This window comes from Streptomyces carminius, from assembly GCF_002794255.1.
Lineage (GTDB): Bacteria > Actinomycetota > Actinomycetes > Streptomycetales > Streptomycetaceae > Streptomyces > Streptomyces carminius.
This window is the reverse complement of the sequence record NZ_PGGW01000011.1, coordinates 146158-157858: the sequence shown is the minus strand read 5'-3', so window position 1 is coordinate 157858 and position 11701 is coordinate 146158. Positions and strand designations below refer to the sequence as shown.

The window sequence follows — 11701 nt, the reverse complement described above, 5'->3', positions numbered from 1 at the left end:
GGCCGGAGCGGCCGGAGCGGCCGGAGTGGCCGGGGGCACCTCAGCGCCCTCCCAGGCGGAGCACGGAGCCGGCGGTGCGCAGCAGGAGCCCGACGTCCTGCCACAGCGACCAGGTGTCGATGTAGTGGTTGTCGAACCGCGCCCGGTCCTCGATGGAGGTGTCGCCGCGCAGCCCGTGCACCTGGGCCAGCCCGGTGATCCCGGCGGGCATCCGGTGGCGGGCCGCGTAGCCGGGATGGAGCCGGCTGAACCGCTGGACGAAGTAAGGGCGTTCGGGCCGCGGGCCGACCAGGCTCATGTCGCCGCGCAGGACGTTCCACAGCTGCGGGAGCTCGTCGAGCGAGGTGCGGCGCAGCGCCCGGCCGACCGGGCTCATCCGCCGGTCGTCGGCGACGGACCACCGGGTCGCCGACTCGTGCTCGTCGCGCGGGCGCAGGGTGCGGAACTTCAGCACGGTGATCGGACGGCCCGCCAGTCCGACACGCTCCTGGCGGAAGAGCACCCCGGGGCCGTCGGCGATCCGCACGGCGAGCGCGCAGGCCAGCAGCAGCGGCGCGAGGGCGACCAGGGCGGCGGCGGCGACCACCACGTCCAGGGCGCGTTTGCGGCGCGGTGTGCCGGTGCGGTGCCGGGGCGGCGGGTCCAGCCGGCGGCAGGCGAAGCCCCACAGGTGGTCGCCGCCGCGGAGCCGCCCGGTGGTGCGCAGGGCGGGCGGGCCGGCCAGCCACACGGTGCAGTCCAGTGCCGCCAGGAGCGGTACGAGTTCCGCGGTCGCCGGGTCGGAACGGGGGTCGTGGGTGAGCACCACGTCCCGCACGGCGTTCTGGACGGCGGCCCGGACGACGTCCTCCTGTCCGGTGAGCACCGGCACGGGGATGTCGCCGTCCGGTCCGGCGCCCGGTCCGGCGTCCGGCCCGGGAAAGGGATCGGTGAGGGAGTCGGGGAGGGAGTCGGGGAGCGAGTCCGGGAGGGAGTCGGCGCCCGGCTCGCCGCCGGGATCGGCCAGGCCCACCGGGCGCATGCCGTATTCGGGGTGGGCGTGCAGGGCGGCGGTGATCCGCCGGGCGGCCCGGCCGGTGCCCACCACCAGGGTGGAGCGGGGCCTGCGGCGGCCGGCCCGGCGCAGCGCCGACCGGACCGTACCGCGCGCCGCGCAGGCCAGCGCTGTATGGGCCGACACCGCGACCGTCAGGGCCGCCCAGTCCAGGGCCTGGCCGGGGGCGGTGGCGGCGAGCAGCGCCGCCGCCACGCACCAGGCGAGCACCGCCCTGCCGAACAGGGCGGGCAGTTCGTCGAGCGCGACGGCGGCCGGAGCCGTGCGGTACAGGCCGCCGTGCGCGTTGAGCGCGACCGCGGCCGCCGGCAGCGCGGCCCACAGGACCGGCGCGACCGGCGTGGCGGAGGCCGCCGCGACCACTGCGACCGCCGCGACCGCCGCCAGGCAGTCGGCCGCCGCGAGGGGGGCGGCGGTGCGGTGTCCGCGGCGGAGCCCGCGCGGCCGGGGCGGCATCCGCCCCGGGAACGGGCCGCGCCGCGGGGTCGCGGACACCGCCGGACGGGCGGCGGACGGTGGCGGGGTGAGGACCCCGCTCGGATGGGATGTCCCGGTGCTCTCCGCGGTCATCGCCTGGTGCGCTCCATGGGTGCGGACTGGGAATGGGATCGGGGGTGGGGCCGGCGGGCGGGCGGGGCGGCGGACCGCCCGCCCGCCCGTCCGGCCAGCACCTCGTCGTACAGCTCCATGACCCGCGCCGCCGTCCGCCGTACGTCGTGCGCGGCCCGTACGTGTTCGCGGGCCCGCCGTCCCAGGCCGCCGCACAGCTCCGGATCGGCCAGCAGGGCGGCCAGCGCGCCGGCCAGGGCGCCGGGGTCGTCCGGGGGGACCAGGCAGTGGTCGGCACCGCCCGGCGGAAGGCTCTCGGCGGCGCCGGCCACGTCGGTCACCACCACCGGGCGTCCGCAGGCCATCGCCTCCAGCGGGACGAGGGCCATGCCCTCCCAGCGGGAGGGCAGCACCACCGCGTCGGCCGCCGCGTACCAGGGCGCCGGGTCGGCGGCGGCCCCGGCGAACAGCACCCCTCCGGGTGCCGCCGCGCCCAGTGCCCGCCGGGCCGGGCCGTCGCCGACCAGGACCAGCCGGGCGCCGGGGACCCGGGCGGCCACCTCGGGCCAGGCCCGCAGCAGGACGTCCTGGCCCTTCTGACGGCACAGCCGGCCGACGCAGACCACCAGCGGGGCGTCCGGCGGCAGCCCGTCGAGCCCGGGCAGGACGGCCCGGGCGGCGGCCCGGACATCCCCGGCGGGACCGTCCGCCGGGTGGAAGCGCTCGGTGTCCACGCCGTTGGGCACCACCGCCCAGCGGGCGCGCACACCCGTCGCGGCACCGCGCCGCCGCTCGTCCTCGCTGACGCACAGCACCCGGTCCGCCCAGCGGGCCGCCAGCCGCTCCCAGCGCCGGGCGAGGAGGGCGGTGGTACCGCCGACCGCCTCGAAGGACCAGGCGTGCGGCTGGTGGACGGTGGGGATCCGGCCGCGGACGGCCAGCCGGCCGGCCAGTCCTGCCTTGGCGCTGTGCGTGTGCACCAGGTCGGGGGCGGTGTGCCGGACCAGGTGCGCGGCCCGGGCGGTCTCCCGGTACAGGTCCGGGCCCGGGGCGCGCCGCGCGGGCCAGTCCAGCACCTCGGCGCCGGCCGCGGCGGCGTCCCGGCCCAGTGTGCCGCCGGGCGGGCAGGCCACCACGGCGCGCAGTCCCGCGGCGGTCTGGGCGCGCACCAGGTCGGTGACGACCCGGGCCACGCCGCTCCCGGCGGGCTGGGACAGGTGCAGCACCGTCCGCGCCGTCCGCGGCTCCGTCTCTGTTCTGTTCCCAGGCATGCGACAACTCCCCACACGATTCCGGTCCGACGCCGCTCCGGCCCGGCGCCCGAGGGCGCCGGGCCGCGCCTCACCGGCGCGCGTCGGTCTGCAGGAAGACCGCGCCGAGCTGGTAGCCCTCGCCGCGGTCGGTGAAGCGGAGCGTCACCGAGTCGCCGCCGCCCCGCAGCGCGGGCGCGATGTCGTAGACGTCGGAGTCGTAGCCGAGGGTGTTGGCATGGGACGGGACCCGGCGGGGCCCCGGTCGCCCGTGGTCGGTGATCGTGGAGTTCATCAGGTCGCCGACGGGGTTGGCCCGGTCGCGCACCCCCGCCTCCGGCCCGGTGCCCGCGCGTACGGCCAGCGACTCGCCGCCCCTGCCCCGGTCGCCGTTGTAGGCCACCACACCCACCGAGCCCGCGGCCCCCGGCGGCACCGGCAGGTCGCCGGCGGTGAACCGGAGGGTGTTCCGGGCGGTGGTGGTGGCCTCGTAGCCGTCCATGACCACCAGATGGCGCAGCGGCTCCCGCCGGTGCTCGTAGGCGGTCACCAGTGTCCAGCCGCCCCAGGCCCCGGCGGGCGAGTGCCCCCGGGCGACGTTGAGCTGGGCGACGGTGTAGAGGCCGCCGCCCGACCGTGCGACGAGGCCGGTGACGTCGGCCGAGGCGGTGTAGCCGTCGGTGAGCCGGGTGCGGCGGTGGCCGACGAGGGTGTCGGCGAGGACCTCCTTGTACCGGCCGCCCGGTTCGGCCACCAGTACCCGCCCGTTGTCCGCGGGGGGCTTCTGCTCGCCGACCCGGAGGTTGCCGCCCCAGTACAGCCGGGCGTAGGTGACCCGCGCACCGGCGGGCAGCCGCAGCTCGGCACGGCTGGAGTTGTAGGTGTTGGGGTCGTCGTCGACGTCGACGTACGTCATCTCGTAGTCGCCGTTGGTCCCCGTGCCGGTACCCCGCCGGACCGCCGCGCAGGAGGGCACCCCGGCGCTGACGGGCGAGGCGCAGGTGGCCGCGGAGTTGGCGGCGCGCACGATGCCGCCGTGCTGGGTGGCGCGGTAGCGCTCGGCGAACGGGACGCGCGGTGCCTCACCCGGTGTCGGCGCCGGCGCGGCCGCGGACGGCGACAGCGTCATCGCCAGGGCCACGGACGTCAGTGCGCACACCACGCCGCGGCCGGTGAACCCCACGGAAAAACGCATGGATCTTCTCCGATCGATACCGATCAAACCGGAGCAAACCATGGCAGAGAACCGGCTTTCCGCCGGAGAGACGCGCGGGGATTGCGCCGGGTGTGTGATCACTCCGATGGGCCGGGAGAAGGTGCGGAAACGGTCCGCGGACCCTTCCGTCCCGAGCACCTTCCGGCCTGCCACGGGCCGGAACGGCGGACAAATAAGCCTATCGAGTGATCATGCGTATCTCTTCTCTCCGGACCGGCGTTGTGAGGGTGTCCCATTCACCACCTGAAAGGAGTACGGCGATGATCCGTATCGCCAAGGCCGCCACCCTCACCGCGGCGGGCTGCGCCCTCGTCCTCGGCGGCGCGGGAGCCGCGGCCGCCAGCGACGGTGCCCACGCCCAGGGGGCGACCGTCGGTTCCGGCGGCATCGCGAGCGGCAACGTGGTCCAGGTCCCGGTCCATGCGCCGGTCAACGTCTGCGGCAACACCGTGAGCGTCATCGGCCTGCTGAACCCGTCCTTCGGGAACACCTGCCTCAACGCGTGACCCGGAGTGGCGGCCGCCGCCACTCCTCCTCCCGCCGCCCACGCGGGCGGAGACCGGCCGGGCCCGGCGGGGATCCCCTCCCCGCCGGGCCCGGCCCCGTGCCGGCCGTCCTCGCCCTCCTCAGCCGAAGGCCGGGGGCGGGGCCATGTCCTCCCGGGGCTCCTCGGGGACGACCTCCTCGGTCTCCTCGGGCAGGATCTCCTCGGGGGACTCACCGTAAGTGGGCGGCTGCGCCTGGACGTTCAGCTCCAGGGAGCCCACGGGGTCGAACTCGAACGTGACCGGGACGAAGTCACCGCCCCTGATGGTCTGTTCCACATCGCGCAGCACCAGGTGCACCCGGTCGCGCTCCAGTTCCCGGAAGCCGTCCGGCGGCACGGTCACCGCCTGCGGCGCGTCCTCCCCCTCCGGCGCGACGATGTCCACCGACGCGGCCACCGGGGACTCCGCGCCGACCAGCCGGGCGGCCTCCCCGCCCGGTTCGTTGTCGTTGTAGACCCACAGGTACAGCGGGACGTCGTCGCCCTCCCGCCACGGGTCGCCGTCCCGCGGCTCCGCCAGGTGCGCGTACCGCACGTCGACGAAACCCACCTCCCCGTTGGCGCCCGGCTGGTTGTAGCTCTCGGGCAGTGCGCATCCGCCGAGGAGGAGGGCGGCCAGCGTTCCGACCGCAAGGGCCCTGACCGGTGTGCGGGGCGGCATCGGCGGCTCCTGTTCCAGAGGTTTACCGTGCTCCGTTCCGGGACGGTCGGCCTCCTCGGGTGCCACAGCGGCGGACACGGGAAACCGCCCGGAAGAGGTCACCACGCCCGTTTCACCCGAAAAGGCCCGGGAACCCGCGGTCGCGGAGGTGAACGGACATGCCCGAACCAGGCAGCAAGGAGTACGACAAGCAGCGCGCCCGGCGCCGCAAGGACGCCGAGCAGAACGGCATCCCCGACCGGCACGCGAACGAGGAGGCCAACCGGTCGCTGCAGGAGGACCCGCACTGGCGCTCCTCCGGGCCGCGGACCGAACGCGGTCTGGGGCCCAAGGGCGAGCGTCCGGAGTCCGAGGGCGGCTGACCGGCCGCCGCGTCCCGCGCACCCCGCCGCGCGACGGGGTGCGCGGAGCGCCGCCGGACGCGCCGTACACCCCCGGAGGGCTCAGGGACCGCCCGCCGCACCCCGGAGGACGTCAGGGACCGCCCGCCGCATCCCGGAGGACGTCAGGGACCGCCCGCCGCATCCCGGAGGACGTCAGGGACCGCCCTCCTCTTTCTGCCGCCGCACCGCGTCCCGTTCGCCCGCCGCGTCCCGGGGCAGATCGCCGCCCTTGGGCGGATCCACCTCCACCGGCGGGATCCAGGGACCGCGCTCCACCTTCTCGCCCGGCTGCATGCCGGGAACCGGCCCCTCGGCGATCTCGGGCTGCCCGATGTCGGGGCCCGACACCGCGTGGACGTCGCCCTTCCCCTGCGGGGAGGGACGGGGCGGCTCCGAGCCGCTCCGGTCGGGCCAGTGGCGCTCACCCGTTCCCGGGTCCTCCCCGCTCATCCCGGGGACGGCGTTCCCCGGGTTCCGGGTCCGCTCGGCCTCTTCGGCGATCTCCCGGGCGCGCCGCTCCCGGTCCGCGCCGCCCGTTCCGCTGTCCCGGTCGCCGTGCCTGTCCCTGTCCGCGCCGGTCATGGCTCGCTCCTTCCTGAGTGTTCCGGGAGGCACCCGGCATCCCGTGTGCCTCCGGATGCCGCCGGTGCCTCCTGACGGCGGATCGCGCCGACGCCGCGCGGGTACCCCGCGACCATGGGAAGCATTCTGGTGGGCACCTGCTCGTGGACGGATCCCGCGCTGGTCGCCGGCGGCTGGTATCCGCCGGACGCCCGGGACGCGGAGGGCAGACTGCGGTACTACGCCGGGCGGTTCGCAGTGGTGGAGGTGGACGCCACGTACTACGGGCTGCCCAGCACCCGCAACAGCGAACTGTGGGCGGCCCGCACCCCGCCCGGCTTCGTCTTCGACGTCAAGGCGTTCTCCCTGCTCACCGGCCACTCCACGCGGATCGGCGCGCTGCCGCGGCAACTGCGTCCGGCCGGTTCGGAGCGGGCTTGGGTACGGCCCGGGGCGCTGCCCCCGGCGGCCGTGGAGGAGGTCTGGCAGCGCTTCGCGGACGCCCTGGAGCCGCTGCGCGCGGCGGGACGGCTGGGGGCGGTGCTGATGCAGTTCCCGCCGTCGCTCCGCCCCGGCCCCGGGGCGGAGGAGTTCGTGGCGCGCTGCCTGGAACGCGCGGGCGCGCTGGGCTGGCGTACGGCGGTGGAGTTCCGGGACCCGGGGTGGTACGGACCGGAGCGGTCCGCGCGGACGGTGGCGCTCGCCGGACGGTACCGGTCCGCCCTGGTGGCGGTGGACACCGCCCGGGGCCTGCCCGCCTCCGTGCCGCCGGTGGCCGTGGCGACCGTCCCGGAGCTGTCGGTGGTCCGGTTCCACGGCCGCAGCCCGCACTGGGGCACCGGCGGCAAGGAGGACGCCTACCGGCACCGGTACGCCAAGGAGGAACTCATGGAGTGGGTCCCGCGGATCCGGGCGCTGGCGGAGCGCACCGAGCAGGTCCACGTCCTGTTCAACAACTGCTGCGGCGACGCGGCGGTCGGCGCCGCCGAGACCATGGACCGCCTGCTGGCCTGAGCTCCCGGCAGGGGATCGGGCCGAGCGGATCGTGGCGGAACGGCGGACGGACCGCGGACGGACCGCGGACGGACGGTGCCGGACGAGGAGCGGGAGGTCCCGGAACGCCGCCACGGTGCGCGTACCGCCGGCACACCGCGGCCGCGCCCGCGAACGGGCGGGCGGGTGTCCGGCCGCGCGACACGCCCGGCGCCCCGGCGGCGGCCCGCGCGCCGTCCGGCGCCGGGCCGGAAGCACCCGGTGAACGGCCGGAACGACCCGGCGGGAGCGGGTGGGCGCACCCGCCGCCGCAGCGGCTCCCGACCCGGCGACGGCACGGGGCCGCTGCGGCGCCGGGAGGGTCGCGACCTGCGCCGGGAGGGCCGGGGCGGACCTCTTCCCGGTTGGCCGCGGGCCGTCCGACCGGAGCTCGTACAGCACCTCGCCCGCCGGTGGCCCGCCGGCGCCGGGCGACCGGCGCGCCGGGAGTCGTCGCCGTGCCCCGCGGGGGGTCCGGCACGCGCCGGACCCACCCGGAAGACGGCCGGCGAAGTGCGCGCCACCACTGCGGAATCGATGGTTCCGCTTTCCTTTCCGAGCTGTCCGGAAGGACGTTTCGCGCGGTCGTGCGCCGCCTCCGGCGCACCCCGGGGGTTTTCCACATCTCAAAGGCGGCCCTTGCCGGATTGCAACGGGGGTGTTTATCTTTGGCGCGCTCACCAACAGCTTTCTCTGAAAGCTCAACTGACGGAGCGCCGGGTTTCGGCGTAAGGGGAGGGACCGGCTGTGGCCGGACGTGGTCGTCATCGCCGCTACAAGCCCAACGCGGTTTCCCGGGCATCGCTGACCGTCACCGCGGGAGGCGCGGGAATCGCCATCCCCCTGGTCGGCGCCACCGCGGCCCAGGCGGCGCCCCAGGAGATCTGGGACAAGGTCGCCGAGTGCGAGAGCAGCGGCAACTGGAATATCAACACCGGCAACGGCTATTACGGCGGCCTGCAGTTCAAGCAGAGCACCTGGCAGGAATTCGGCGGCACCGCCTACGCCCCGCGCGCCGACCAGGCGACCAGGCAGGAGCAGATCGCCGTCGCCGAGCGGGTGCTGGACGGGCAGGGCCCGACCGCCTGGCCGGTGTGCTCGTCCCGGGCCGGGCTGACCTGGGAGCACCGCGGCTCCTCCGGGGACCGGGCACCCGAGCGGACGTCCGAGCGCAGCACCGCGCAGCAGGCCGGGCCGGCCGAGGAGCGGGCCGAGCGGCAGGTCAGACCCCAGCAGACCAGACCCCGGCAGACCGCCCCGGAGGCGCCGCGGACCTCACCCGCCGCCGCGCCCGCCGACGCGGGCCGGGCGTACCAGGTGGCCAGCGGTGACACCCTGTCGGGGATCGCGGACGAGCACCAGGTTCGCGGCGGCTGGCAGGCGCTGTACGAGAGCAACCGCACGGTCGTCGGTGACGACCCGGATCTGATCTTCCCCGGTCAGCGGCTCCAGCTCCAGCAGAGTGTGCGGGCGCCGGAGAAGTCCGAGCGCCGGGCGGAGCAGCCCGCCGCGGAGCCGAAGGCCCCGCAGAAGGCCGAGGCGCAGAAGAAGGCCGAGACTCCGGAGAAGACCGAGGGCCGGCACCGGGCCCAGGAGAAGCCGAAGGCCCAGGCCAAGCCCGAGGCCCGCAAGGAGGTCAGGGCCCAGGCCAAGCCGCAGGAGGACCGCAAGCCCCCGAAGGCCGCCTCGCGGACGGCCCCGAAGGCGGAGAGCGGTACGTCCTTCTACGCTCCCGTCTCCGGAGCGGGCCCCAGCACGGCCTACCGGCAGTCGGGCGGCAGCTGGTCCAGCGGCTACCACACCGGTGTCGACTTCCCCGTCTCCACCGGCACCCCGGTGAAGTCCGTCGGCCGCGGCGAGATCGTCTCGGCCGGCTGGGCCGGCGCGTACGGCTACGAGGTCGTCATCCGGCACTCCGACGGCCGCTACAGCCAGTACGCCCATCTGTCGGCGATCTCCGTACGCGCCGGGCAGCAGGTCTCCGGCGGCCAGCGGATCGGACGTTCCGGCTCCACCGGCAACAGCACCGGCCCGCACCTGCACTTCGAGATCCGCACCGGCCCCGGCTACGGCTCCGACATAGACCCGCTGGCCTACCTGCGCAACCACGGCGTCCGGATCTGAGTCCCGGCCCCGCTTCCGTTCCCCTCGTTTCTCCCCGCGTTCCCGCGGGCGGCACGCGCGCCGCCCGCGGGAACGCTTTCACTCCTCGGCTCCGTCCCCCTCCGCTTCCCCGGTCCCCGCCCCGCCGAGGTCACGCCGTTCCAGGGGGCGGACGGCCGGGCCCTGGAGCACCGAGCCGTCGGGGGCGAAGCGCGAGCCGTGGCACGGGCACTCCCAGGCCAGTTCCGCGTCGTTGAAGTGGACCAGGCAGCCCAGGTGTGTGCAGCGGGCCGAGACGGCGTGCAGTTGCCCCTGGGCGTCCCGGTGAACGGCGCAGCGGCGGCCGCCGATCCGCACCAGCGCACCGCTCCCGGGATCGATGTCCTCCACGGAGTCCGCGTGGGTGGAGCCGCCCAGCCGGTCGCCGACGAAGTGCTTGGCGACGGTGGCCTGCAGGCCCAGCAGCGCGGGTGCCTCCCGCACCCCCGGCAGCCGCCTGGGGTCGTACAGGCCCGCCCACGGCGGCAGTTCACTCTCGGTGAGGTACGCGGTGAGCAGTTGCCCGGCGAGCACCCCGCTGGTCATCCCCCAGCCGCCGAAGCCGGTGGCGACGTAGGTGTGCCGCGCCCCGGGGTGGAAGGGGCCGATGTAGGGGACCCGGTCGGTGGAGCCGTTGTCCTGGGTGGCCCAGCGGTGGACGATCCGGGCGTCGGGGAAGCGCTCGGCCGTCCAGCCGGCCAGCCGCGCGAAGCGCTCGGGGACGTCCGCGGTGCCCGGCAGGAAACTCTCACCGGTGACGATGAGCAGCCGCTGCCCGTCACCGTACGGCGCGGTGCGCACCGAGCGGGTGTTGTCCTCGGGGGTGATGTACATCCCGGCCGGATCCTGGTCGGCGGGGATCGCGGCGGCGACGACCAGCTCCCGGTGCGGTTCCAGCCGGGAGAAGAGCATCGCCCGGTCGAAGACCGGGTAGTGGGTGGCGACGACCACCTCCCGGGCGGTGACCACCGCACCGTTCTCGGCGGTCACCCGGCAGGGCTCGCCCTCCTCCAGCCCGACCACCCGGGTGCGTTCGGCGATCCGCCCGCCGTGCCGCAGCAGGTCCGCGGCGAGCGCCAGCAGGTACCTGCGGGGGTGGAACTGCGCCTGGTCGGCCACCCGCACCGCGCCGCGCACCGGGAAGGGCAGCCCGGTCTCGGTGACGTAGGAGGCGGGCAGCCCGGCCTCGGCGGCTGCCTCGGCCTCGGCGCGCACCTTCTCGTCCTGTTCCTCGGACTCGGCCCAGGTGTAGGCCGCCACCCGCTCCAGTTCGCAGTCGACGCCCAGTTCGTCCACCACGGCGACGAGGTGCTCCAGGGCCGCCTGCTGGGAGCGGGCGTAGTGCCGGGCGCCCTCGGCGCCGTGCTTGCTCCGCAGCTCGTCGTAGATCAGCGAGTGCTGGGCGGTGACCTTGGCGGTGGTGTGTCCCGTCACCCCGGCGGCGATCCGGTCGGCCTCGACGACGGTGACCGCGCGGCCGGCCCGGGCCAGTTCCCAGGCGGTGCACAGGCCCGCGATGCCGCCGCCGACCACCACCACCTCGGTGTCGGTCTCGCTGCCGGGTTCCAGCGGCGGGTGGGACGTCTCCGGGGTGACGGGGGCGGATGCCAGCCAGTACGACTCGTGGTCGGAGGGGAGTTCGCTCACGGGTTCCGTGTTCCCCTTCCCTCCGGGCGCACTCCGGTGCCCTCGCCCCGGCCGGACTCGCCGACCTCTCCCACACCCTCGGGCGGGCCGGACTGGTCCGCGTCCTCCTCGCCGCGCAGCTGCCCGACGTCGCGGTCGTCGTCGACGATGTGGACGGCCGTCTCCTCAGGCCCCAGCCCCTCGGCCGGGGACTCGTGGGAGAACACGTCCTGGTTGGCGGGCCGCTCCCCGAGCGGGTCGTCGCTGAGCTGGCCCGCCTCCTCGGCCGGGGCGCCGTAGGCGACGTCCTCGCCGATGTCGGGCTCCTCCTCGGCCAGCCGCTCGTCCAGGGGCTCGCCCTCGACCTGCTCGGCGTAGGTGGTGCCCCACTTGTCGGCGGCCACCGGGCGTTCACCGGGGACGGGCATCTGCTGCGGGTCGCTCATCCACTCCTGCTCGGGCGTGCCGTTCTGCAGGTCGGGGATGCCCTCGTCCTCCGGGGCGGCGCCCGGGTCGTCGGGGCCGGACAGCGCGGAGTCGCCCGGGCTGGGACCGGTGGCGGGGGTGTCGTCGGGCGCGAGACCGGGGGTCTCGTCGTCGGTGGCGGTGGCGCCTTCCTCGCTCGGCCCGGGCCCGGTCTCGTCTGTCTCGATGGGCTCGTTCTCGTCAGCCATGGTCCT

At 75.9% G+C, this 11701-nt stretch carries 11 protein-coding genes; 4 read left to right on the top strand and 7 right to left on the bottom strand.

All coding sequences use genetic code 11. The annotated features are described in order from the left end of the window. Positions 1-40 precede the first annotated feature (40 nt). The 3 genes from CUT44_RS03660 to CUT44_RS03650 all read right to left on the bottom strand — a co-directional run bounded on the left by CUT44_RS03660 (position 41) and on the right by CUT44_RS03650 (position 4048). On the bottom strand, positions 41-1624 hold the full coding sequence (locus tag CUT44_RS03660) for a sugar transferase (RefSeq protein ID WP_100200655.1): 1584 nt from the start codon (positions 1622-1624) through the stop codon (positions 41-43). Further along, positions 1621-2874: a glycosyltransferase gene (locus CUT44_RS03655; RefSeq protein WP_100200654.1), complete on the bottom strand. Its 1254-nt coding sequence runs from the start codon at positions 2872-2874 to the stop codon at positions 1621-1623. The genes CUT44_RS03660 and CUT44_RS03655 overlap by 4 nt, the downstream gene beginning before the upstream one ends. A gap of 70 nt (positions 2875-2944) precedes the next feature. Then, positions 2945-4048, bottom strand: a complete 1104-nt coding sequence (locus CUT44_RS03650; RefSeq protein WP_199185590.1) for a DUF3344 domain-containing protein — start codon at positions 4046-4048, stop codon at positions 2945-2947. Between the two features lie 281 nt (positions 4049-4329). Here CUT44_RS03650 and CUT44_RS03645 point away from each other — a divergent pair, with 281 nt between their 5' ends. Continuing rightward, complete coding sequence (locus CUT44_RS03645; protein ID WP_100200653.1) at positions 4330-4575, top strand: chaplin; 246 nt, start codon at positions 4330-4332, stop codon at positions 4573-4575. 120 nt (positions 4576-4695) lie between these two features. Here the strand turns inward: CUT44_RS03645 and CUT44_RS03640 are convergent, their stop codons facing one another. Continuing rightward, entirely contained in the window at positions 4696-5277 is a 582-nt protein-coding gene (locus CUT44_RS03640) for a copper chaperone PCu(A)C (RefSeq protein ID WP_100200652.1), read from the bottom strand. A 158-nt stretch (positions 5278-5435) separates the two neighbouring features. On the opposite strand from CUT44_RS03640, the gene CUT44_RS03635 reads away from it, so the two are divergent. Beyond that, positions 5436-5639, top strand: coding sequence for a hypothetical protein (locus tag CUT44_RS03635; protein WP_100200651.1), 204 nt, complete (start codon positions 5436-5438; stop codon positions 5637-5639). A 174-nt stretch (positions 5640-5813) separates the two neighbouring features. Here the strand turns inward: CUT44_RS03635 and CUT44_RS03630 are convergent, their stop codons facing one another. Next, a complete protein-coding gene (locus tag CUT44_RS03630; RefSeq protein ID WP_100200650.1) occupies positions 5814-6242 on the bottom strand; it encodes a hypothetical protein in 429 nt (142 codons plus the stop codon). A 114-nt stretch (positions 6243-6356) separates the two neighbouring features. On the opposite strand from CUT44_RS03630, the gene CUT44_RS03625 reads away from it, so the two are divergent. Continuing rightward, positions 6357-7235, top strand: a complete 879-nt coding sequence (locus CUT44_RS03625) for a DUF72 domain-containing protein (RefSeq protein ID WP_100200649.1) — start codon at positions 6357-6359, stop codon at positions 7233-7235. 765 nt (positions 7236-8000) lie between these two features. Further along, the gene (locus CUT44_RS03620) at positions 8001-9377 is read left to right on the top strand and encodes a transglycosylase family protein (protein ID WP_100200648.1); all 1377 of its coding nucleotides are present in this window, start codon (positions 8001-8003) and stop codon (positions 9375-9377) included. Between the two features lie 78 nt (positions 9378-9455). Here CUT44_RS03620 and CUT44_RS03615 read toward each other — a convergent pair whose 3' ends face one another. Both CUT44_RS03615 and CUT44_RS32975 read right to left on the bottom strand, forming a co-directional pair. After that, positions 9456-11042 carry an FAD-dependent oxidoreductase gene (locus CUT44_RS03615; RefSeq protein ID WP_100200647.1) on the bottom strand — a complete coding sequence of 529 codons (1587 nt, stop codon included), beginning with the start codon at positions 11040-11042 and terminating at the stop codon, positions 9456-9458. Beyond that, positions 11039-11695 carry a hypothetical protein gene (locus tag CUT44_RS32975; RefSeq protein WP_158239567.1) on the bottom strand — a complete coding sequence of 219 codons (657 nt, stop codon included), beginning with the start codon at positions 11693-11695 and terminating at the stop codon, positions 11039-11041. The genes CUT44_RS03615 and CUT44_RS32975 overlap by 4 nt, the downstream gene beginning before the upstream one ends. Positions 11696-11701 lie beyond the last annotated feature (6 nt).

Bases quoted from the DNA above. Each gene is read 5' to 3' on its own strand.
- CUT44_RS03660 (WP_100200655.1), bottom strand. From the start codon at position 1,624: ATGACCGCGGAGAGCACCGGGACATCCCATCCGAGCGGGGTCCTCACC.
- CUT44_RS03655 (WP_100200654.1), bottom strand. From the start codon at position 2,874: ATGCCTGGGAACAGAACAGAGACGGAGCCGCGGACGGCGCGGACGGTG.
- CUT44_RS03650 (WP_199185590.1), bottom strand. From the start codon at position 4,048: ATGCGTTTTTCCGTGGGGTTCACCGGCCGCGGCGTGGTGTGCGCACTG.
- CUT44_RS03645 (WP_100200653.1), top strand. From the start codon at position 4,330: ATGATCCGTATCGCCAAGGCCGCCACCCTCACCGCGGCGGGCTGCGCC.
- CUT44_RS03640 (WP_100200652.1), bottom strand. From the start codon at position 5,277: ATGCCGCCCCGCACACCGGTCAGGGCCCTTGCGGTCGGAACGCTGGCC.
- CUT44_RS03635 (WP_100200651.1), top strand. From the start codon at position 5,436: ATGCCCGAACCAGGCAGCAAGGAGTACGACAAGCAGCGCGCCCGGCGC.
- CUT44_RS03630 (WP_100200650.1), bottom strand. From the start codon at position 6,242: ATGACCGGCGCGGACAGGGACAGGCACGGCGACCGGGACAGCGGAACG.
- CUT44_RS03625 (WP_100200649.1), top strand. From the start codon at position 6,357: ATGGGAAGCATTCTGGTGGGCACCTGCTCGTGGACGGATCCCGCGCTG.
- CUT44_RS32975 (WP_158239567.1), bottom strand. From the start codon at position 11,695: ATGGCTGACGAGAACGAGCCCATCGAGACAGACGAGACCGGGCCCGGG.